At 66.3% G+C, this 22,088-nt stretch carries 19 protein-coding genes; 9 read left to right on the top strand and 10 right to left on the bottom strand.

Annotation, left to right across the window (positions count from 1 at the left end; all coding sequences use genetic code 11):
• Nucleotides 1-218 precede the first annotated feature (218 nt).
• The 5 genes from AC0N04_RS14410 to AC0N04_RS14390 all read left to right on the top strand — a co-directional run bounded on the left by AC0N04_RS14410 (nt 219) and on the right by AC0N04_RS14390 (nt 9,766).
• Nucleotides 219-2,462: an ABC transporter substrate-binding protein gene (locus tag AC0N04_RS14410; RefSeq protein WP_474282822.1), complete on the top strand. Its 2,244-nt coding sequence runs from the start codon at nt 219-221 to the stop codon at nt 2,460-2,462.
• 19 nt (nt 2,463-2,481) lie between these two features.
• Entirely contained in the window at nt 2,482-3,465 is a 984-nt protein-coding gene (locus tag AC0N04_RS14405) for an ABC transporter permease (RefSeq protein WP_474282819.1), read from the top strand.
• A gap of 18 nt (nt 3,466-3,483) precedes the next feature.
• Nucleotides 3,484-4,938 (top strand): ABC transporter permease, encoded by a 1,455-nt coding sequence (locus AC0N04_RS14400; RefSeq protein WP_474282817.1) that lies wholly within the window; start codon nt 3,484-3,486, stop codon nt 4,936-4,938.
• Between the two features lie 11 nt (nt 4,939-4,949).
• Nucleotides 4,950-6,803 (top strand): ABC transporter ATP-binding protein, encoded by a 1,854-nt coding sequence (locus tag AC0N04_RS14395; protein ID WP_474282815.1) that lies wholly within the window; start codon nt 4,950-4,952, stop codon nt 6,801-6,803.
• Nucleotides 6,804-7,069: 266 nt separating this feature from the next.
• Nucleotides 7,070-9,766, top strand: a complete 2,697-nt coding sequence (locus AC0N04_RS14390; RefSeq protein WP_474282813.1) for a TonB-dependent receptor — start codon at nt 7,070-7,072, stop codon at nt 9,764-9,766.
• A 198-nt stretch (nt 9,767-9,964) separates the two neighbouring features.
• Here the strand turns inward: AC0N04_RS14390 and AC0N04_RS14385 are convergent, their stop codons facing one another.
• The 9 genes from AC0N04_RS14385 to AC0N04_RS14345 form a co-directional block, all read right to left on the bottom strand.
• Nucleotides 9,965-11,482: a tetratricopeptide repeat-containing sulfotransferase family protein gene (locus AC0N04_RS14385; RefSeq protein ID WP_474282811.1), complete on the bottom strand. Its 1,518-nt coding sequence runs from the start codon at nt 11,480-11,482 to the stop codon at nt 9,965-9,967.
• 175 nt (nt 11,483-11,657) lie between these two features.
• Complete coding sequence (locus tag AC0N04_RS14380) at nt 11,658-11,906, bottom strand: hypothetical protein (RefSeq protein WP_474282809.1); 249 nt, start codon at nt 11,904-11,906, stop codon at nt 11,658-11,660.
• 125 nt (nt 11,907-12,031) lie between these two features.
• Nucleotides 12,032-12,790: a 3-hydroxyacyl-CoA dehydrogenase gene (locus AC0N04_RS14375; RefSeq protein ID WP_474282807.1), complete on the bottom strand. Its 759-nt coding sequence runs from the start codon at nt 12,788-12,790 to the stop codon at nt 12,032-12,034.
• Between the two features lie 185 nt (nt 12,791-12,975).
• Nucleotides 12,976-13,629, bottom strand: coding sequence for an adenylate kinase (adk, locus tag AC0N04_RS14370; protein WP_474282804.1), 654 nt, complete (start codon nt 13,627-13,629; stop codon nt 12,976-12,978).
• A gap of 147 nt (nt 13,630-13,776) precedes the next feature.
• Nucleotides 13,777-14,532, bottom strand: coding sequence for a 3-deoxy-manno-octulosonate cytidylyltransferase (gene kdsB / locus AC0N04_RS14365; protein WP_474282801.1), 756 nt, complete (start codon nt 14,530-14,532; stop codon nt 13,777-13,779).
• Nucleotides 14,529-14,720 carry a Trm112 family protein gene (locus AC0N04_RS14360; protein ID WP_474283075.1) on the bottom strand — a complete coding sequence of 64 codons (192 nt, stop codon included), beginning with the start codon at nt 14,718-14,720 and terminating at the stop codon, nt 14,529-14,531. The genes kdsB and AC0N04_RS14360 overlap by 4 nt, the downstream gene beginning before the upstream one ends.
• A gap of 13 nt (nt 14,721-14,733) precedes the next feature.
• Nucleotides 14,734-15,783 (bottom strand): tetraacyldisaccharide 4'-kinase, encoded by a 1,050-nt coding sequence (gene lpxK, locus AC0N04_RS14355; protein ID WP_474282799.1) that lies wholly within the window; start codon nt 15,781-15,783, stop codon nt 14,734-14,736.
• Nucleotides 15,784-15,798: 15 nt separating this feature from the next.
• A complete protein-coding gene (locus AC0N04_RS14350) occupies nt 15,799-16,239 on the bottom strand; it encodes an ExbD/TolR family protein (protein ID WP_474282797.1) in 441 nt (146 codons plus the stop codon).
• Between the two features lie 12 nt (nt 16,240-16,251).
• Nucleotides 16,252-16,884 carry a MotA/TolQ/ExbB proton channel family protein gene (locus AC0N04_RS14345; RefSeq protein WP_474282795.1) on the bottom strand — a complete coding sequence of 211 codons (633 nt, stop codon included), beginning with the start codon at nt 16,882-16,884 and terminating at the stop codon, nt 16,252-16,254.
• On the opposite strand from AC0N04_RS14345, the gene AC0N04_RS14340 reads away from it, so the two are divergent.
• From AC0N04_RS14340 to AC0N04_RS14330, 3 genes are all read left to right on the top strand, one after another.
• Entirely contained in the window at nt 16,871-17,185 is a 315-nt protein-coding gene (locus AC0N04_RS14340; RefSeq protein ID WP_474282794.1) for a hypothetical protein, read from the top strand. The two genes, AC0N04_RS14345 and AC0N04_RS14340, sit on opposite strands and share 14 nt — an antisense overlap.
• The gene (gene xseA / locus AC0N04_RS14335; RefSeq protein WP_474282792.1) at nt 17,175-18,542 is read left to right on the top strand and encodes an exodeoxyribonuclease VII large subunit; all 1,368 of its coding nucleotides are present in this window, start codon (nt 17,175-17,177) and stop codon (nt 18,540-18,542) included. Before AC0N04_RS14340 ends, xseA begins: the two co-directional genes overlap by 11 nt.
• An 84-nt stretch (nt 18,543-18,626) precedes the next feature.
• Entirely contained in the window at nt 18,627-19,208 is a 582-nt protein-coding gene (locus tag AC0N04_RS14330; RefSeq protein ID WP_474282790.1) for a Fe-Mn family superoxide dismutase, read from the top strand.
• A gap of 51 nt (nt 19,209-19,259) precedes the next feature.
• Here the strand turns inward: AC0N04_RS14330 and AC0N04_RS14325 are convergent, their stop codons facing one another.
• Entirely contained in the window at nt 19,260-19,724 is a 465-nt protein-coding gene (locus AC0N04_RS14325) for a DUF192 domain-containing protein (protein ID WP_474283074.1), read from the bottom strand.
• A 233-nt stretch (nt 19,725-19,957) separates the two neighbouring features.
• Between AC0N04_RS14325 and AC0N04_RS14320 the strand changes: the two genes are divergently transcribed.
• On the top strand, nt 19,958-22,087 hold the full coding sequence (locus AC0N04_RS14320) for a heavy metal translocating P-type ATPase (RefSeq protein WP_474282788.1): 2,130 nt from the start codon (nt 19,958-19,960) through the stop codon (nt 22,085-22,087).
• Nucleotide 22,088 lies beyond the last annotated feature (1 nt).

Genomic DNA, 22,088 nt, shown 5'->3' with positions numbered 1-22,088 from the left:
TCTGATGGCGCGCGGTTGAACTCGGCGTTCAATTCGCTGTCAACACCAGAAGCTGGTGCGCAAACCCTAGGTTGAACACGCAAACCCTGCGCATAGAATCCGCGCCCATGCGCCTCGCCCGGCCCCGGTTACAAGCCGGGGTTGCGGCGGGCGGTTTTGTTTTCTTCGCTGTCTGAGCCTATCCGCGCGGCAGGCAGCGCATCTCGGGGGATAGCCGAATGGTTGGTGGGGTCACGGCGCTGCGCCGCTGGGCAGGACGATGCGTGCTGGCGTGTCTGGGCGTCCTGTCGCTGCTGGCGCTGAGCGCCTGCAACAACAGCCCGTGGCCCGAAGGCTCGGCGGCCACCAACACGCTCTACACCTCGATCATCGAGAACACGCCGCGGCATCTGGACCCGACGGCGTCGTACTGGGATCAGGACACGCCCTACGTCTACCAGATCTACGAGCCGCTCTATGGCTACCACTATCTGAAGCGGCCCTACACGCTGGTGCCCAAGACGGCCGCCGCCGTGGTCAAGCCCAAGTACCTCGACAAGAACGGCAAGGTGCTGCCGGACGACGCCCCGGCCGAGCAGATCGCCGAGAGCGTGTACGACATCCCGATCAAGAAAGGGGTGATGTACCAGCCGCATCCGGCCTTTGCCAAGGATGCCAACGGCCATTACTACTACCACCACATGGCGCCCGGTGAACTCGGCAAGCGCCGCACGCCGCTGGACTTCGAACACACGGGCACCCGCGAGATGGTGGCCGACGACTTCGTCTATGCGATCAAGCGCCACGCCACCACCCGCATCACGACGCCGATCTTCGGCATCTTTTCCGAGTACGTCCTGGGGCTGAAGGACTACGGCAAGCTGATCAAGGCGGAGGACGCCAAGCTGCGCGCGGGCCTGGACCCAGCCAGCCAGGACAAGCCCTTCCTCGACTTCCGGCGCTGGCCGCTGGAGGGCGCCACCGCACCCGACCCCCACCTGCTGCGCATCCGTATCAAGGGCAAGTACCCGCAGTGGAGCTACTGGATGACGCTGGCCTTCCTGGCCCCGGTGCCTTGGGAAGCCGATGCCTTCTACGCCCAGCCCGGCATGGCCGCCGCGGGCCTGAGCCTGGACAACTGGCCGGTGGGCACCGGTCCCTACATGATGACCGAGTACATCCAGGACCGGCGCATCGTGATGGAGCGCAACCCGAACTACCGCGGCGAGCCCTATCCCTGCCACGGCATGCCCGAGGACAAGGCGGCCGGCTTGCTGGACGACTGCGGCAAGAAGACCCCGTTCATCGACAAGATCGTCTCCACCGTCGAGCGAGAGGGCGTGCCGCAGAAGGCCAAGTTCCGCCAGGGCTACTACGACATCGAGGTTTTCGAGCGCATGGACACCGGCATCGACTACCTGGTGTCGATGCAAGATTCCGACGAGATCCGCAAGGAATACACCGAGAAGGGCTTCCAGCTCAAGAAATACTCGGACGTCAACAGTTACTGGATCGGCTTCAACATGCTCGACCCGGTGATCGGCAAGGGCGACACGCCGGAGCGGCAGGAGCGCAACCGCAAGCTGCGCCAGGCGATCGACATCGCGATCGACTGGGAGGAGTATTCCAAGGTCTTTCCCAAGAAGGGCGGCATTGCGGCAATGAGCCTGATCCCGCCCGGCATCTTCGGCTCGCGCGAGGGCACGCTGGCCGGTGTCAATCCGGTGACCCACAAGATCGTCAACGGGCAGGTGGTGCGGCGGTCGATCGCCGAAGCCAAGGAACTGCTGGCCGAGGCCGGCTATCCCAATGGCCGCGACGCCAAGACCGGCCGTCCGCTGGTGCTGAACTACGACTACTACGCGCCGCCCACGCCGGAGCGCAAGCCCGAGATCGACTGGATGGTGCGGCAATTCGCCAAGCTCAACATCCAGCTGGAAGTGCGTGCCACCGACAACAACCAGTTCCAGGACAAGGTGCGCAAGGGCAAGCACCAGATCTTCTGGACCGGCTGGCTGGCCGACTACCCCGACGCCGAGAACTACATGACCTTGTTCTACGGCCCGAACTCCAAGAGCATTTCCGACGGCGAGAACACCTCGAACTTCCAGAACCCGGAGTTCGACAAGCTGTTCGTCAAGATGCAGTCGCTGGACAACGGCCCGGAGAAGCAGGCCATCCTGGACAAGATGACGCAGATCCAGCGCGAGGACGCGCCGCTCAGCTTCGGCTTCTTCCCGTATTCGTCGGCGGCGGTGCAAGGCTGGGTCAAGAACTCCAAGCCGGCGGTGCTGATCAAGGACCGCGGCCGCTATCTGCGGCTGGACATTCCCGCCCGCGTTGCCGCGCAGAAGGCCTGGAACCGCCCGATCTGGTGGCCGATCGTGGTGGGGGCGCTGCTGGTGCTGGGGCTGGTCGTGATGGGTGTGCGCAGCCTGCGCCGCCGCGAGCGCACCAACGCCCGCGGCGAAGTGCTGGCCTGAGCGCGAAAGGACTTCGGAGATGCTGTCTTACTTCGTCCGCCGCGTGCTGTACGGCGCACTGATCCTCCTGGGCGTGAACCTGCTGACCTTCTATTTGTTCTTCACGGTCAACACGCCCGACGACATGGCGCGCCTGAACATCGGCGGCAAGCATGTGACCCAACAACTGATCGAGAAGTGGAAGGCCGAGCGGGGCTACGACAAGCCGCTCTACGTCAACGATGCCAAGCAGGGCAGCGAGCGTTTCACCGACACGATCTTCTGGGACCGCTCGGTGTCGCTGTTCACGCTGAACTTCGGCCGCGCCGATTCGGAGAGCGCGGGCGACATCGGCGACGAAGTGAGCGCGCGGATGAAGGTCAGCATGCAACTGGCCTTGCCGCTGTTCGTCGTGCAGGTCATCTTCTCGACCCTGTTCGCGGTGCTGCTGGTGATGTTCCGCCACACCAAGCTCGACTTCTGGGGCGTGGTGCTGTGCGTGGTGATGCTGTCGATCTCCAGCCTCTTCTACATCATCGTGGGCCAGTTCGTGTTCTCCCGGGTGCTGAGGCTGGCGCCGATTTCGGGCTACGCGTCGGGCTTGGACGCGGTGAAGTTCCTGATCCTGCCGATCGTGCTGTCGCTGGTGGCGCGTGTCGGCGGTGAGGCGAGGCTGTACCGCGCGATGCTGCTCGAAGAACTGAACAAGGACTACGTCCGCACGGCCCGCGCCAAGGGGCTCGCCGAGTTCGTGGTGCTGGCGCGGCATGTGCTGCGCAATGCGCTGATCCCGATCATCACCAGTGCCGGGTCGTACCTGCCCTATGTGTTCATGGGCAGCCTGGTGTTCGAAAGCTTCTTCGGATTGCCGGGACTGGGCGCCTACGTGATCGAGGCGATCAGCAAGCAGGACTTCGCCATCGTCCGGACCATGGTCTTTCTCGGCTCGCTGCTCTACATCGCGACCTACGTCGTGATCGACCTGGCCTACACCTGGGCCGACCCGCGCGTGCGCCTGGGCTGACGCGGAGCCACCTCTTCCATGATGCCGAAAATCGTTTATCTCTGGACGGACGTCACCGTCTGGCTGCTGCTCGCCGCGCTGGTGGGCTACGGACTCTACGTGCGCAGCAACCGCGGTCTGCGCGGCAACTGGCGCAAGGTCTTCACCGACCCGGCGGCGCTGGCCTCCAGCGTCGTGCTGACGGCGTGCCTGCTGGTCACGCTGCTGGACAGCCTGCACTACCGCAGCGTGCTGCCGCCGGCGCCAGGGGCCCCGGCCAACGCGCCGGTGGCCTACGACACCCGCACCCGCTCGGTGCTCGACACCTTGCTGGCCACGCTGGTGGCCTCGCGCGAGACCACCTACTCCCGGCCGTTGGCCTACGTGAGCTTCACCAAGGATTCGGTGACGATCAACGGCATCACCACGCGCACCGCGCCGCGGCTGAAGTTCGGCGGCGCGCAGCTCAGCGATCCCGCGCATCAATGGGCTGCCGACGTGGCCCGGCGGGCGGCCGTGGGCGGGCTGGGCGGCGTCCTGGCCAGCCTGGTGGCCGCGGCGGCGCTGGTCGCGCTGCTGGCCCGCCAGCAAGCGATGCCTTTGCGTGCCATGGCCGGCCGGGTGTGGCGGGGCGAGACCGCGACGCCCTGGCGCGCCGGCCTGGCCGCGTTCGGTGCGCTGGCGCTGCTGGGCGGGGTGGCGGCGTCGCTGATGACCCACTACCACGTGCTGGGCACCGACCGCACCGGCAACGACGTGCTCTACCAGGCCCTCAAGAGCATCCGCACGGCCTTCGTCATCGGCACGCTGGCCACCGTCGCCACGCTGCCGCTGGCCGTGGTGCTGGGCATCATGGCGGGTTACTTCCGGGGCTGGGTCGATGAACTCATCCAGTACCTCTACACCGTGCTGTCCTCGATTCCCAACGTGCTGCTGATCGCGGCCTGCGTGTTGATGGTGCAGGTCTATCTCGACAAGCACGCCGACATGTTCGAAACCGGCGCCGAACGCGCCGACCTGAAGCTGTTCCTGCTGTGCGCCGTGCTGGGACTGACCGGCTGGGCGGGCCTGTGCCGCCTGCTGCGGGGCGAAACGCTGAAGCTTCGCGAGCTTGAATACGTGCAGGCCGCCAACGCCTTTGGCGTCAGCCCGTGGCGCATCATGGCGCGACACATTTTCCCGAACGTGGCGCACCTGATGCTGATCGTCACGGTGCTCGACTTCTCGTCGCTGATCCTCTACGAAGCGGTGTTGTCCTACGTGGGCGTGGGGGTCGATCCGTCGATGAACAGCTTCGGCGGCATGATCAACTTGGCACGGTCCGAGATGAGCCTCGACCCGGTGGTCTGGTGGTCGTTCGCGGCGGCCTTCGCCTTCATGGTCACGCTGGTGCTGGCGGCCAATTTGTTCGCCGACGGTGTGCGGGATGCGTTCGACCCGCGGGTGCGCAGCTTCCGGCCGCGCCTGGCCACGCCCAAGAAGAAGCCTGCCTGAGGACGCGACCCATGCTTGAAATCAAGGACATCAAGGTCGAGCTCGATGCCGACGCCGGCCTGGTGCGCGCCATCGACGGCATGCGGCTGACCTTGCAGCGGGGCGAGACCTTCGCGCTGGTCGGCGAATCCGGCTGCGGCAAGAGCATGACGGCGCTGGCGCTGATGCGTCTGCTGCCCGACAACGGCCACATCGCCTCCGGTGACATCCTGGTCGACGGCGAAGACGTGCTGGCCCTGCCCGAGTCGCGCATGCGGGCGGTGCGCGGCGGGCGCATCGGCATGATTTTCCAGGAGCCCTCGACCAGTCTGAACCCGGTGATGAAGGTCGGCCGGCAAATGATCGAGGCGATCGAGACCCACACCGACTTGCGCGGTGCGGCGGCTCGCGCCAAGGCGATCGACTGGTTGCGCAAGGTGGGCATCCCCGAGCCCGAGCGCCGCTTCGACGATTACCCGTTCCGCATGAGCGGCGGCCAGAAGCAGCGCGTGATGATTGCGATGACGCTGGCGGCCGAGCCCGACTACCTCGTCGCCGACGAACCCACGACCGCGCTGGACGTGACCATCCAGGCGCAGGTGCTGGACTTGCTCAAACAGCTGCAGGCCGAACACGGCCTGGGCCTGCTGCTGATCACGCACGATCTGGCGGTGGTCTCGGGCATGGCGCATCGTGTGGCGCTGATGTATGCCGGCCAGATCATCGAAGTGGCACCGGCCGCGGAGTTCTTCGCCGCGCCGAAGCATCCCTATGCCCAGGCCTTGCTGCGAGCCTTGCCCGACGCCACCCGGCGCGGCCAGGCGCTGACCGCCATCGCGGGGACCGTGCCCCCGCTGACCCAGACCTTCCACGGCTGCCGGTTCGCACCGCGCTGCGACAAGGCCTTGCCCGAATGCGCCACCACCTTGCCCGATTTGTGGGCGCAGTCCAGCACCCGTGCGGTGCGTTGCGTGCTGCATGCGCCGGGGCACGAGGCCAGGGCGCCTGCGGCGGCCGCCGCGGCCGCGGCCGCGACGGCACCTGGCCCGCAGCGAGATGCGGCCGCCTCGAATGCACCGCCACTGCTCGACGTGTCCGGACTGCGGGTGCGCTTTCCGATCCGCAAGGGCGTGCTGCAGCGGACTCATGGCTATTTCGACGCGGTCGACGGCGTGTCCTTTCAGGTCGCCAGCGGCCAGACGCTGGCCCTGGTCGGCGAATCGGGCTGCGGCAAGACCACCAGCGGCAAGGCCATCGTCCAGTTGCTGCGTGGCCAGGCGACGCTCGAAGGCCGGGCCTTGCTCAACGGGCAGAATCTGTTCGAACTCGGCGGCGAGGCGCTGCAGCGTGCACGGCGCGAGATCCAGATCATCTTCCAGGATCCGTTCGCCTCGTTGAACCCGCGCATGCGCGTCTTCGACATTCTCGAAGAGGGCGTGCTGGCGCTGCAACCCGAACTCGGAGCCGCCGAGCGGCGCCAACGGCTGGAGCGGCTCGCCGATCAGGTGGGGTTGCGGCAGGACGCGCTGGAGCGCTATCCCCACGAGTTCTCGGGCGGCCAGCGCCAGCGCATCGCGATCGCCCGCGCCCTGGCGGTGCAGCCCAGGCTGATCGTGTGCGACGAGCCCACCTCCGCGCTGGACGTGTCGGTCCAGGCCCAGATCCTGAATCTGCTGCGTGATCTCCAAGCGGAGACCGGCATGGCCTACCTGTTCATCACCCACAACATCGGCGTGGTCGAGTACATCGCCGATCACGTGGCCGTGATGCGGGCCGGCAAGATCGTGGAGCAGGGCGCCTGCGCCGACGTGCTCAACCGTCCGCGTGACGCCTACACCCAGCGCTTGATCGAAGCCGTTCCCAGGCTGCTGGTGCCCACGGCCTGAGGGGTGCTGCCCTGCGTGCAGCAGCCCGTTCGCGGGCTGCGCGAGCCTGCGTGCGCCCTCATCCTGGGGGGAGGGTGTTGCGCGGCGCGGCGTGTACGCAACAGTCTTTTTGCCGAAAGGGTTTCCCGCAGGGCCCCTCGTGCAACCTTCGTTGACAATCAAAAACACAACAGTTCCGGCAGCTTCATCACCGTTTCACAAGAGCGGTATGCCGCTTGCTAGGAAGTGGGGTCTATCCATCACCTTTCTTCGCAACAGGAGTCCACATGTTCAAGAGAACCAAGATCAGCATTGGCGTGCTGCTCGCTATCGGCGGAGCGATGAGCGCTCCGGCCATGGCGCAGGATGCGCAGACGCCGGACGCGCAGCGCATTGAAATCACCGGGTCTGCGATCAAGCGCATCAACGCCGAGACCGCGGTGCCGGTCACGGTCTACAAGCTGGATGAGCTCAAGGACCAGGGCGTCACCAGCGTCGAGCAGATCATGCAGATGCTTTCGACCAGCCAGTCGTCGCAGGGCACCAGCCAGTCGGTGGGCGCCGGAACCGGTGGTGCGGCCTTTGCCGACATGCGCGGCCTGGGCGCGAACAAGACGCTGGTCCTGCTGGACGGCTACCGGGTCGCGGACAACGCGATCGACGGTTCCGCCCCTGACTTGAACATGATCCCGTTCGCCGCGCTGGAGCGGGTGGAGGTGCTGCGTGACGGCGCCTCGTCGCTCTACGGCACCGACGCGATCGGCGGCGTGATCAACTTCATCACGAAGAAAACCCTGAAGGGCGGGCAGATCACGCTGCAGGCGGAGTCGCCGCAGCACCCCGGCGGCAAGTCCTACAACGGGAACGTCGGCTTCGGCTTCGGTGACCTCGGCAGCCAGGGCTACAACGTGATGGGCTTCCTGGACGTCCAGAAGCAGGAAGAGTTGTCGTCGTCGCAGCGCCCGTTCGGCGCGAGCGGCAACATCCCGGCCCTCGGCGTCAAGAAGTCGTCGTTCAACACGTTCCCGGCGAATTACTTCTGGGCCGATACGACGGGCACCTACAACACTGCCAACACGGCGGGCCCGAACTGCAACTCGAATCCGTTCCTGTTCCCGTCCGGTGATGGTTCGACCTGCCGCTACGACTACACGAAGTGGGTCGACATGGTGCCCAAGTCGGAGCGCACCTCGGCGATGCTGAAGGGCACCTTCCGGATCAACGACAACCACCAGGCGGGCCTGCAGTACTTCATCACGCGCGACGTGGTCGATACCGTCATCGCGCCGGTGCCGTACGCCGGCCTGACCGTGAATCCGGGCACGCAGTACTACCCGGGTGCCGGCATCACCCCATCGCCGTCGGCGACGCTGGACCCGACCCAGCCGATCTACGCCTACTGGCGCTCGGTGCCTGGTGGCCCGCGCCAGGGCGAAACCACCAACACGCAGCAGCGCCTGCTGGCCACGCTGGAGGGCACGCTCGGCGCCTGGGACTACAGCGCCGCCATGGCCTACAACCAGAACAAGATCGACGACGGTGTCACCGGGGGCTACCTGAATGACAACACGATCTACAGCGGTGCCGCCAGCGGCGCGTTCAATCCGTTCACCGATCAGCCGGACGCGACCAGCGTGGCCTTCATCAAGGCCGCCGAGGTCTCCGGCCGCTTGCAGACCGCCAAGGGCGAGACCTATTCCGTCAGCGGCCACGCCAGCCGCGAGGTGGGCGATTGGTTCGGTTCCGGGCGCTCGTCGGCCCTGGCCGTCGGCGCGGAAGTCCGCCACGAGAAGTTCTCGGATGTGGCCAACGCGGCCTTCGCGTCCTTGGTCGTGTCGAGCACCGGTTTCGACCCGGCGACGGATAGCAAGGGTTCGCGCGACATCTATGCCGCCTACACCGAGTTGAACGTCCCGGTGACCAAGACGCTGGAATTTACCGGTGCGGTCCGGGACGACCACTACAGCGACTTCGGCAACACGATCAACCCGAAGGTCTCGATGCGCTTCCAGCCGATGAAGCAGTTGCTGATCCGCAGCGCGTACAGCACCGGCTTCCGTGCTCCGTCGCTGTATGAACTGAATGCGCCGGTCACCTACACCAACACGGCGAACTCGTGGAACGATCCGGTGCTCTGCAAGGACGGTACGCCCCTGAATCCGGCCGACGCGAAATACTGCAACACGCAGTTCATGCTTCAACAGGGTGGCAATCCGAACCTGAAGCCGGAAAAATCCAAGACCTTCACCTTGGGCTTCGTCGTCGAGCCGGCGGCCGGCACGAGCGCCAGCATCGACCTGTGGTGGGTCCGGTTGCAGCATCAGATCAACGCGCTGGACGAGTCGCTGATCTTCAATGACCCGACCAAGTACGCCGGGCTGTTCGTGCGCAACCCGGATGGCACGCTGTCGGTCAGCGGACGCGACTGCCCCGGGGTGTCCTGCGGCTACATCACCGACACCAAGAGCAATCTGGGCGGCACCAACACGAACGGCGTCGACCTGAACGTGTCGCATCACCAGCGCCTGGGTGGCGGCGTGGTCAACATCGACCTGAACGGCACCTACGTCGCCCAGTACGAGTACCAGCAGGAGGAAGGTGGCAAGTGGCTGCAAAACGCCGGCGTGTTCTCGGGCTCGAGCCCGGTCTTCCGCTGGCAGCACACGCTGAACATGTCGTTCACGCGCGATGTCTGGACCGTCGGACTGGTCAATCGCTACAAGTCGGGCTATCTGGATCAGAACGATCCGAGCCAGGTCAAGGCGGCGTTCCTGGGACACACGGTCAGCGATTATTCGCTCTGGGATCTGTATGGAACCTGGGCACCCAAGAAGGGTATTTCGCTGACGGTGGGTGTGCGCAACCTGTTTGACACCAACCCGCCGGCGTCGAACCAGGGGGTGACGTTCCAGCAGGGCTACGACCCGCGTTACACCGACCCGATCGGCCGCTCGTACTACGCTCGCGGCACCTACTCGTTCTAAGCAGCGTCGTGGCGCGCAGCGGCCGTGAGGTCCGCTGCGATGCCCGCGCAAGATGGCCTGCCGTTTCCGACGGCAGGCCATTTTTTCGCTGACCTCGGAGGTGTGTAACGCGCCTTGGGTGGGTGAGGCGAGAGGGCCATCGTGGCGTCGCACCGCCGCGGCGCGATGACCGAACGAAGGCGGTGGCGTGAGCCGTCGCTAGGCGCTCTGCCGCCCCAGGGCCGAGACGAGCGGATCGATGTGCGAACGGTAGTTTCGCCAGCGACCGCATGAGCTCGAATAGAGGGGCTGTCTGACCTGCCAGACGCTGGGCGTCTGGACCGAGCGCTTTGCCTGATGGAAATCCATGCAGGCATCGTCCCAGTCGAGCCCGATGAAATTCAGAAGTCGGGCAATCTGTTGTTGTGGATCGCTGATCAGCGCTTCGTAACCCACGTCCAGGATGTTCGACCCGTGCTGGGCCTTCCACGCCGCCATCAGGTCTTCGTAGAGCCGATACCAGTGCCCGATGTCGCGCAGATCGGTGGCATAGGTTTGCGACACATCGAAGTGGGTGAAGAACACCGACAGACAGGTGTCGAGCGGGTCGCGCAGGGTGTGAATGATCTTGGCGGCCGGAAACAAGCGCCTGATCAAGCCCACATGCAGGAAGTTGTCCGGACGTTTGTCCGTGACCACGCGCGCACCGGGATAGAGTGTGCGGACGGAACGCAGGTAGTACTCGCGCGCATCGGCCAGGTGCTGTGCATCCCGAGGAGACCCTCCCGCGCTGACGCGGGCCCACAGATCGCGACCGATGCGAGGAATGAGATCCAGCTCACCGGCGGCGGTGATCTGCGGATGACTCGAGAGAATGGTTTCTGCAAGCGTGGACCCGGAGCGAAACATGCCGCAGATGAAGATCAGCTGCGGCTCGTCGGCAGCAGTCGGCACAGGCCCGTCATCGCCACGGAACCACTCTGGCAAACCTCGTGTCCAGTTCTCCCATGCAGATCGGTCGTAGCCGCGCCAGCCGGGGCCACCGGTCGATCGGCTGGCTTGATTTGCCCGTGAGTAGGCAACAAAAGCCTCGTCATAGGCTCCCGCTTCGTCCAGGGACTTGCCCAGCGCAAAGCCCAGCGCAGCCAGATCGGCGGCCGCAAGCCGCGGATCCGCCACGGCACTGCGCAAGCGAGCTAAGAGCGGATCGTCGGCAGCGGTGACCTTGGTGACATTGGCCAGGTGCGACAGCGCCAGCGCGTTCGACGGGTCGACGGACAGTGCGCGTTCATAGGCGATGCGGGCCTCATCGCGTCGCCCCGTTTGCTCGGCGACCCGGCCCAGATCCACCCACGCGGGGACGAACCGATCGTTGCATTGCAGCGCTGCGCGCAGCGCCTGTTCCGCGTCCCCGGGCCTGGCAAGGTGCTCCACGAGCATCAGTGCCTTGTTCCGCCATGCGTCCTCGGGACGCTCGACCCCCAGATCGATGGCGCGCTCGTAGCACGAGATGGCATCGGCGAACTGCCCCGCGATCTGGAGCAGATAGGCCAAGTTGTACCAGCCGTCGGCAAAGCGCGGAGACGCGGCCAGCAGCTCGCGATACGCGGGGATCGCCTCCTGATAGCGGTGCGCTCGAAGCAAGGCATCGGCCCGATTCCGCAACGCATCGAGCGTGATCGAGGTGGCTGCAGCGATGTTGCGGCCAGTGAAATTCCGGGGAGGGTCGCGCGACATGGACATCAGTTGACGGAGCGATGGATTCCGATGGCAAGCAGGGCCCCGAGCGACTCGAGCGGGCCACCTCGACAGGCCGGCATCGAGGCCGCACGGATCCGAATCCGGACGAGCCTCGGCGTTGGAGACGCACATGCCTGGCCCGAACAGCGCACGGCAGCACGGTGGCCCGAACTTAGCCGCCGGCGCCTGTTGCCTTGTTGCCGCCTGGTGGCATCTGCCTTTGCAAGGTGTCGATCATCTGCTGGCGTTCCGCTTCGGTCGCTGCAGTGTCGCAATGGCTTTTCGGAAGCATGGTCCCGACGCCGTATTCCCGCGTGCAGACAGGCCGCGATGCGGCAGCGGCAGATGGAGCAGGCGGCGCGGCGGCGCATCCGGCGACGAGGACCAGCGCAATGGTTGCGAGCAGGGGGTGACGCTTCATGAACTCTCGACTCCTATCCACGTGACACAAGGGGACCGCCGCAAGGCGAACCATCGGGAGGATGGTCACCGTTGCAGCCCGAAGAATGCCAGGCACGGCCTCGGTTCGGCGCCTGAGGCGGTGGTTTATTTTGGCGCCAGCCGGATCGCGCCGTCGAGGCGGATCACCTCGCCATTGAGCATGTCGTTGGTGATGATCTGGTGCACCAGCTTGGCGTAGTCCTCGGGTTTGCCCAGGCGGCTGGGGAAGGGCACGCCCGCGGCCAGCGCGTCCTGTACCTCCTGCGGCATCGAGAACAGCATCGGGGTGCCGAAGATGCCGGGCGCGATCGTCATGTTGCGGATGCCGTTGCGCGCCAGATCGCGTGCGATCGGCAGCGTCATGCCGACCACGCCGCCCTTGCTGGCCGCATACGCGGCCTGGCCAATCTGGCCGTCGTAGGCGGCCACGCTGGCGGTGCTGATCAGCACGCCACGCTCGCCGGTCGCTTCCGGTTCGTTCCGGCACATGGCGTCGGCCGCCAGGCGGATCATGTTGAAGCTGCCGACCAGGTTCACCATGATCACCTTGGTGTAGGCGTCCAGCGGGTGCGGACCCTCCTTGCCCACGGTCTTGGCGGCGGGCGCGATGCCGGCGCAGTTCACCAGGCCGGCGAGTTTGCCCAGCGCTGTGGCGGCAGCCACGACGGCACGGCCGTCGGCCTCGCTGCTGACGTCGCAGCGCACGAACACGCCACCCAGTTCACGCGCCAGGGCCTCGCCCTTGTCGGCTTGCAGATCGGCGACCACCACCTTGCCGCCGTTTGCGGCCAGCATGCGCGCTGTGCCTTCGCCCAGGCCAGAGGCGCCGCCGGTGACGATGAAGACCTTGCCTGCGATATCCATGAGAGTTCTCCGTAAGGATTGACGTTGACGTAAACGTCAATTGTCCGACAGCTTGGCGGTCAGGGCGCTTGCGGAAAACCTGAGGTGCGGGAACGATGCCACCGGCTTCAGCAGGCGCCTGCCCACCTGCGGCGACAACAAAAAGGGCCGCCCATGGCGGCCCCGGTGGCGCAGCATCGCCTCGGTCAGCGCAGCGCGTCCATCGCCCGTGCGGTGATGTCCTCGACCTTGCCCTGGCCCGAGATCTTGCGGTACTTCGGCGCCAGCGCGTCGCCGGTCGCCGCCCACTGACCGTAGTAGTCGACCAGCGGCCGGGTCTGGCTGTGATAGACCTCCAGGCGGGTCCGGACAGTGGCCTCGTCGTCGTCCTTGCGCTGGATCAGGTCTTCGCCGGTCACGTCGTCCTTGCCGGCCACCTTGGGCGGGTTGAACTTGACGTGATAGGTGCGACCCGACGCCACGTGAACCCGGCGGCCGCTCATGCGCTCGATGATGGCCTCGTCGGGCACGTCGATCTCGAGCACCAGGTCCAGCTTGACGCCGGCGGACTTCATCGCCTCGGCCTGCGGAATGGTGCGTGGAAAGCCGTCGAACAGGAACCCGTTGGCGCAATCGGGCTGCGCAATGCGTTCCTTGACCAGGCCGATGATGATGTCGTCGCTCACCAGCCCGCCGGCGTCCATCACCTTTTTGGCCGCCAGGCCCAGCTCGGTGCCCGCCTTGACGGCGGCGCGCAGCATGTCGCCGGTGGAAATCTGCGGGATGCCGAATTTCTGGCAGATGAAGGTGGCCTGGGTGCCTTTGCCGGCGCCGGGGGCGCCCAACAGGATCAGTCGCATGGGTTGCCTCTTTGATGTGATTTTGGGTGGCTGCCACAGGCAGCCGTGGAGGCCACGGCGACGCCGCCGGTGCCTGCACAGGGTTTGGTCCAGCATAGCATGCGATCCCCTGCGCGAGCCTGACGGCGAGCGCAGGGTGCACCGGGCTTACCCGGTGAAAAACGATCGCACGCGGGCCAGGTCTTCGGGGGTATCCACGCCCGGGGCCGGCGCGTGGTCGGCACGGTGAACCACGATGCGCTCGCCATGCCACAGGAAGCGCAGTTGTTCCAGCGATTCGACCTGTTCAAGCGGCGCCGGCGGCAGCATCGGAAAGCGTCTCAAGGTCGCGGCACGGTAGGCATACAGGCCGACGTGTCGCCACGCGCTCACTGGCGGCAGCGCGGCCTGGCCTTCGCGCGAACCGTCGCGCCACCACGGGATGGGGGCCCGGCTGAAATACAACGCGCGGCCCGACTGGTCCATCACCAGCTTGACCACGTTGGGATTCTGAAAATCCGCCACGGCTTCGATGGCATGGGCTGCGGTCGCCACCGAGCAATCCGGATGGGCCTGCAACAGTGCAGCACAGGCACTGATCAGGTCCGGCTCGATCAAGGGTTCGTCGCCTTGCACGTTGACGACAATGTCGTCGCCGTCCAGCCCCAGTTGCTCGCAGGCTTCGGCCAGCCGGTCGCTGCCGCTGACATGGGTGCTACGGGTGAGCAGGGCGGGCACGTTGTGGGCGGCGCAGGCCCGGCGGACGCGCTCGTCATCGGTGGCCACGATCACCTGCCGGGCGCCGGCGAGGCGCGCGCGCTGTGCGACACGCACCACCATCGGCTGTCCGCCCAGATCGGCCAGCGGCTTGTCCGGCAGGCGGGTGGACGCCATGCGCGCTGGGATCAGCACCGAAAAGCTCACGCCTCTTCCTCGGCATCCAGGCTGCGTGCCTCGTGTTCCAGCATCACCGGGATGCCATCGCGCACCGGAAAGGCCAAGCGATCGGCCACGCAGACCAATTCAACCGGTCGCTGCGCTTCGTCGCGCCGCAGCCGTAGCGCGCTCTTGCACAGGGGGCACACCAGCATCTCTAGCAGTCGATGATCCATGGTCATGGGGGTCTCATTGCACAGGGGAACGGCGCGGGAGCGCACGCGTCAGCGCGTCGGTGAAGTCGGGGGGAAGCCGGAAGTCTAGCGTCACCACCCAGATGCGGGTGCCGCCGACCTGTCGGGGGATCAGCTTGACCGCATCCTTCTCCGTCAGCAGCAACTCGGGCGTGCCGGCCGGCCAGGGCTGTTCGGCAAAGTCGGCATGGTCGGGCAGCGGCAGGCGGGCGATGCGCACCCCGGCTGTTTCCAGCATCGAGAAGAATCGTTCCGGCTCTGCCATGCCGGCGGCGGCGAGCAAGGGCGCGGCTTGCGAACGAGCCGCCAGATCGCGCAAGACGGCGGCGGACGGCGAGCCGCCGGACCACCAGTCCTGCAGCGACTGGGCGCCCGCCAGGCCGCGGCGGGCGACGCTGCCGGGCAGCGGGGTGCTGGGTCGGTCGGCGTTGTAGAGCACCAGCGATCGAGGAGGCACTTGGCCGGGCAGCGGCTGGCGCAGCGGCCCGGCCGGCAAGGTCAGGCCATTGCCTGTTCCGCGGTGATCGAAGACCAGGATCTGCAGGTCCCGCGGCAGGCGCCAGTGCTGCAGCCCGTCGTCCGACACCAGGATATCGACCTCGGGATGGGAGACCACCAAGTCCTTGGCGACTTGCAGGCGATCCCGTCCCACGCGCACCGGCACCCCGGTGCGCAGGTGAATCAGCAGCGGCTCGTCACCGCCGGCACGCGCGCAAACGCCCCGGTCCACGTCCAGCGGCTGGTCGCTCAGGCGGCCGTAGCCGCGCGAGACGAGGCCCGGATGCCAGCCTTGAGACTGCAGCCATTGCAGCAGCGCGATCGCCGTGGGTGTCTTGCCTGCGCCGCCGACGATCAGGTTGCCGACCACGATCACCGGTACCGAGAGGACGGTATGGCGCTGCGGTCCAGACTGTCGCCAGCGATGCCACCGGCTCAGTACCTGTACCAGCAGCGCCAGCGGCCTCAGCAACTGAGCGGGCCAGCGCGGACGGCTCTGCCACCACTGGGATTGCAATGCGGCCGAGAGCCGGTCGGCAAGAGGCATTGCCGGCGGAGCGATTCAGCGCGTGGGTGCCGCGCTACCGCCACCGCTGCCCGCCTGGGCGGCGAAGGTCACGCGCACCAAGCCGGCCCGGCGCGCGGCATCCAGCACGTTGATGACCGACTGGTGAGTGGTCGTGCCGTCCGCCGAAATGATGACGAACGGGTCTTTTCGCTGGCTGGCAGCCTGTTGCAGTGCCGCGGTCAGCAGATCCACGTTGCGGCCATCGATCGGTTGGCCGTCGATCGCGTAACGGCCATCGGCGGCCACCGACACGATGATCTCGGCTGGCCGCTCCTTCGACCCGTCGGCATTGGCCACCGGCAACGTCACCTGCAATTCGGTGAACCGGGAGTAGGTGGTCGACAGCATCAAAAAAATCAACACGACGAGAAGAACGTCGATGAACGGGATCAGGTTGATCTCAGGTTCCTCGCTCGGCGGGTGGCGGAAATTCATGGCCGATCCGATTCAACCGGGTTGGCGAACGGGCAGGCGCAGCAGGTGTTGCAGCACCCGCTCCGAGCCTTGTTCCATGTCGTGCAGGTAGTCGTTGACCCGACCACGGAAAAAGCGATAGCTCATCAGCGACGGGATCGCGACGATCAGGCCGAAGGCCGTGTTGTAGAGTGCCACCGAAATGCCGTGTGCCAGCAGGGCCGGATTGGCCACGCTGCCGGTGCTTTGCGAGCCGAAGATCTCGATCATGCCGATCACCGTGCCCAGCAGACCCAGCAGCGGCGCCGCAGACGCGATGGTCGCGATCGCGTTCAAGTAGCGCTCGAGTCGGTGTGCGGCGCTGCGCCCGGCACTCTCGAACGCTTGGCGCAACATCGGCTCGGGACACCGCGGGTCCAGCGAGACCAGCTTCAAACCCGATGCCAGCACCGCTCCGAGCATCGAGTTACCGGCCAACTTGGCCAAGGTATCGGCCGAAGGAAGGCCTTGGCGGCTGACGGCAATCACTTCGTCGACAAGGCCATCGGGAGCGACCCGGGCTCGGCGCAGCGCCGTGAGTCGCTCGAAAACCAGGGCCAGGGCGGCAACGGAGCACAGGATCAGGGGCCAGATCGGCCAACCGGCGGCTTGTATGATCGACAGCAAAGAATCCTCTGGCCTTTGGCCGGATGCGTGGGACGCGCGATTATGGACCGAAGCGATGGCGGGTCTGTGTCACGGCATCGCGATCCACAAAGGCTGTGGAAAACTTTGTGGGCAACCCGGCCCTGAAGCCCCGCAAAGCGTGCATTGGCGCGGCCCGGCTTACGGTGATGAAAAAAACAGCGGCAAAAAAGTAAATGAAATCAACGACATGTCACATCATTTCGATTTGGTGACAGCTCCGGGTTTGTGCCTGTGGACGGTGGCCTCGATGTGGGCATCTGTGAGCGGCCATGGCGGATGACGGCCCCGGCGCGGCTCGGCGCGACGGGCCGCTGGCGGTTGCGGCACAGGTCTGGACTGTCGCGGGATTGCTGCTGGCCGTCACGGACGCCTTGGCGGCGCGCTTTGCGGCGGTCACCGTGCGCGGCGAGTTGTCCGGCTTCACCCGGGCAGCCAGCGGCCACTGCTATTTCACGCTGAAGGATGCTCAGACCGGTGCGGCGCTGCGCTGCGCGATGTTCCGCCGCGCGGCCCAGATGCTGACCTTCCTGCCGAGGGACGGGCAGCAGGTCGAGTTGAGGGGCCGGTTGGCGGTCTACGAGTCCCGCGGCGAGTTGCAGATGGTGGTGGAAGCGCTGCAGACGGTGGGCGTTGGCAGCCTGTACGAGGAGTTTCTGCGACTGCGTGCCCGACTGGAATCCCAGGGCTTGTTCGACGCGTCGCGCAAGCGGGCGCTTCCCGCCTACCCGGGCTGCATCGGCGTGATCACCTCGGCAGCCGGGGCGGCGCTCCATGACGTGCTGACCGCCTTGCAACGCCGGGCGCCGCACGTGGCCGTGCAGTTCTACCCCAGTGCGGTGCAAGGCGCCGAGGCGCCGGCAGCGCTGGTGGCGGCGCTGGCGGCGGCCCAGCAGGCGCCCCGGGCGGACGTGCTGATCCTGTGCCGTGGCGGCGGCTCGTTGGAGGATTTGTGGGCATTCAACGACGAACGCGTGGTGCGGGCGGTGGCCGCTTCGTCGCTACCGGTGGTGTGCGGTGTCGGCCATGAGACGGACGTGACCTTGGCCGATCTGGCGGCCGACTTGCGCGCCGCCACCCCGACGGCGGCGGCCGAGTTGGTGGCGCCAGCGCGAGAGGCCTTGTGGCTCGCGCTTCAGGAGCGATTCGGTGTGATGCGGCGGACCGTGACCCGACGCCTGGAGGGCGCCGTGCAGCGGCTCGACCTGCTGAGCCTGCACCTGCAACGGCCGGCCCACCTGGTCGGAACCCAGTCGGCACGCTTGGCGTCGCTGCGCGAGCGGCATCAGGCGGCGCTGTGGCAAGCCCTGCGCCTGGCCGCTCAGAGCCAGCAGCACCAGGGCATGCGCTTGAAGCAATGGGCTCACGCGAGCCTGGAGCGTCAGCGCGCACTGGTCCTGGGGCAACAACGCCGGCTGGAGGCCTTGGATCCACGGCGGGTGCTGGCGCGCGGCTATGCATGGGTCGAGACCTCGGACGGCCAGCCTGTGGTGTCGGCTCGGTCGCTGGCCGTCGGGCAGGCCGTGCGCGCGGTCTGGGCGGATTCGGAGGCCGACGCCACGATCTCCGCGACCCGTTTGAAGCGGCCGGCCCACAGCGGAGCCGGGCAGGACCAGGGCGCCCATGACCGCACTGGGTGAATGACCCGGTGCCTACAATAGCTCGGCAAGCTCGGCCCCAGGCCGATCGAATGCTTTGCTGATCTCACCTCGAAAGGAACCTGCATGACCCACACGCTGCCTGCGCTGCCCTTCGGCCTGGACGATCTCGCGCCCCACATGAGCCGCGAGACGCTGGAATACCACCATGGCAAGCACCACAACGCTTACGTCACCAACCTGAACAACCTGATCGGCGGCACGGAATTCGCCGAGTTGTCGCTGGAAGATATTGTCCGCAAATCGAGCGGCGGTATCTATAACAACGCGGCGCAGATCTGGAACCACACCTTTTTCTGGAATTGCCTGAAGAAGGACGGCGGTGGTGAGCCCAGTGGTGCCCTGGCGTCGGCCATTCAGGCGAAGTGGGGTTCCTATGCGGCATTCAAGGACGCGTTCACCAAGAGCGCGGTGGGCAACTTTGGCTCGGGCTGGACTTGGCTCGTGAAGAAGGCGGATGGCAGCGTCGACATCGTCAACATGGGCGCGGCAGGGACGCCCTTGACCACCGCCGACAAGGCCTTGCTGACCATCGACGTCTGGGAACATGCCTATTACATCGACCACCGCAATCTGCGTCCGCGGTTTGTCGAAACCTTCCTGAACTCGTTGGTCAACTGGCGTTTTGCCGAGGCCAATTTCGCCTGATTGCGTTTTTGCGCGGCATTGAAAAGGCCGGCCATGCCGGCCTTTATTTTTTCAGCGAAACGGCGCGCCCGAGAGTTTGAAGCCGGCCTTCATGCCGCGTTTGGCAAACCAGCCCTGATTCATTTCCAGCACGAATCGAACCGGGCGTGCCGAACAATGTCCGGTTTCTGTCTGCGGCGCCATGTCCTCGATGTTCACGACGGTGCCCTGTTCGTCGATGAAGGCCGCGGACAAGGGAATCAAGGTGTTCTTCATCCAGAAGCATTGCGTGGCGGGCGCCTCGAACACGAACAACATGCCGTTCTGAGCCGGCATCTGTCGGCGGAACATCAGCCCGATTTCCCGCTCCGTTTCCGTCGTCGCGACCTCGGCCGTGATGTTGTAGAAGCCCGCCGAGAGTGTGATCGTCGGCAAATGCTGCGGCTCCGTCTGAGCCTGGGCAGCATGGACTGTGCACAGAAGGGCCAGGATCGCGCCCAGCCATTGGAAACAGGGTTGATTCTTGATAAATGTCATGACGTTGCACCGGGGTGACGCTAGATTATCGAACGTCGCGGCCCCTTTGGCGGTCGACAAGGTTGTCTTGCCCGCCTGATGAACGCTTCCTCCGCCGTTTCCGCTGCCCCCGCCATCGCCGGCGGGGCGGAACTGGACGTTCTTGACGATCCGGTGGCGCAGCAATCGTTCACCCGGTTCCTGGAGTCGCCGGGGGGCAGCGACAGGGCGAATCGGCCTTCCTGGTGTCCGGCATGTACTGCGCCGCCTGTGCCGGCTTGATCGAGTCGGCCCTGTGCGGCGTGGACGGCGTGCTGGAGGCCCAGGTCAATGCGGCTGGCCAGCGTGCACGCGTGCGCTGGGACCCGGCGAGGACGTCGGCCTCTGCGCTGGTACGAGCCGTGCGATCCGCGGGCTACGACGCCGTCCCCGACGCCGCCGCACCCGCTCGGGAAATGCGCCGCAAGGAGCGTCGAACGGCGCTGTGGCGTCTGTTCGTCGCCAGCTTCTGCGCCATGCAGGTGATGATGTTCGCAACGCCCAGCTACGTCACCTCAGGCGCCGAATTGGCGCCGGATCTGCGCCAATTGTTGAACTGGGGCAGTTGGCTGGTCTCGCTGCCCGTGCTGATCTTCTCGGCAAGCACGATTTTCCGAAATGCCTGGCACAGCGTGCGGAGTCGTCGCATCGGCATGGACGTTCCGGTCGCCCTGGGCCTGGGCGTGACCTTCATCGCCAGTTCCGGCGCCACGTTCGCGCCGAACAGCCTGTTTGGCAGCGAGGTCTATTTCGACTCGTTCACCATGTTCATCAGCTTCCTGCTGGCAGGGCGCTTTCTCGAAATGGCCGCACGCCACCGGGCGGCCGAGGCTTTGGAAAAGAGCCTGGCGGGCATGCCCGAGACGGCACGGCGGCTGTCGGATGGCGGTTCGGTGGAGGTGGTGAGCGTTCAGCGCCTCAGGGCGGGGGATCGGGTCGCCGTGGCTCTCGGAGCCTCGTTCCCCGCCGATGGAACCTTGGTGCAAGGGAGTACGCGCGTCGATGAATCCTTGCTGACGGGCGAGTCGCGGCCGGTGTTGCGCCAGGTCGGCGACGAGTTGGTGGGGGGCAGTATCAACCTGGGAGATCCGGTGGTGATGCGCGTGCTGCGCGTCGGGGCCGACACCCGCTACGAGGCCATCGTGGCGCTGATGCGGGATGCCTTGAGCCAGCGCCCTGCGATGGCAAGGCGCGCCGATGCCTGGGCGGGCCCGTTTCTCTGGGCCGTGCTGGTGCTGGCGGCCGGGGCCGCTGCCGCGTGGTCGGTGATCGATCCGTCGCGGGCGGTCTGGGTCGCGGTGTCGGTCCTGATTGTCACCTGCCCGTGCGCGCTGTCGCTGGCCGTGCCTTCGGCCCTGGTGGCCGCGACGGCCGCGCTGGCGCGGCGCGGCGTGGTGCTCCAGCGCCTGGATGCGTTGGAGGCCATGGCCCGGATGAACCGTCTGTTGCTGGACAAGACGGGAACGTTGACGGAAGACCGTTTGGCCTGGGTGTCTACTCGGGGCATCGATGGCGGGGAACCCCAGCGGGCGGATATCCGGGCGGCGTTGGCCTTGGCGCGGTGGTCCACCCACCCGCTGTCGCAGGCGCTGGTTGCGGCGGCACCGCCCGACTCGCAAGGCATCGAGGCGCCAGCATGGCATCAGGTGCAGGAACTCGCAGGGCGGGGTCTGCAGGGGCAGGATGCAGACGGACGGGTCTGGCGACTGGGCTCGGCGGCCTGGGTCCGCGATGGTCTGGAGGGACCTGCCGGCGATGCGGACGAGGCCGAGGTCTGTTTCGGGCCTCGCGGTCAGGTTCTGCTGCAATTCGGCTTGCAGGAACGCCTTCGGGAAGGCGCCCAGGAGGCGATCAGGGCGCTTCGCGACGAGGGCTTGTCCCTGGGTTTGGTGTCCGGCGATGCGGCGAGGCGGGTCACCCGTCTGGGTCAGCGCATCGGGATCCCGGACGCCGTTGGCGACGCCCTGCCTCAGGATAAGTTGGCGGCGCTGGCGACCGCGCAGGCGCGCGGCGATGTGGTGGGCATGGTGGGCGACGGCGTGAACGATGCGCCGGTGCTGGCCCGTGCCGACGTGTCGTTCGCGATGGGGCAGGGCGCCTTGGTTTCGCGGGTCCATGCCGACGCGGTGATTGCGTCGAACCGCCTCGGCGACATCGTGTTGGCGCGTCAGCTGTCGCGCCGGACGCTGCGCGTCATCCGGCAGAACTTCATCTGGGCTGCCGCCTACAACAGCGCGTGTATTCCGCTGGCATTGACCGGTCACCTGCCGCCCTGGGCTGCCGGACTGGGGATGGCGCTCAGCTCGTTGATCGTCGTCGGCAATTCACTTCGACTGTCGCGCTGAC

Source organism: Ideonella sp. sgz306126 (assembly GCF_056032705.1).
This window is presented reverse-complemented; position numbering and strand designations above follow the sequence as displayed.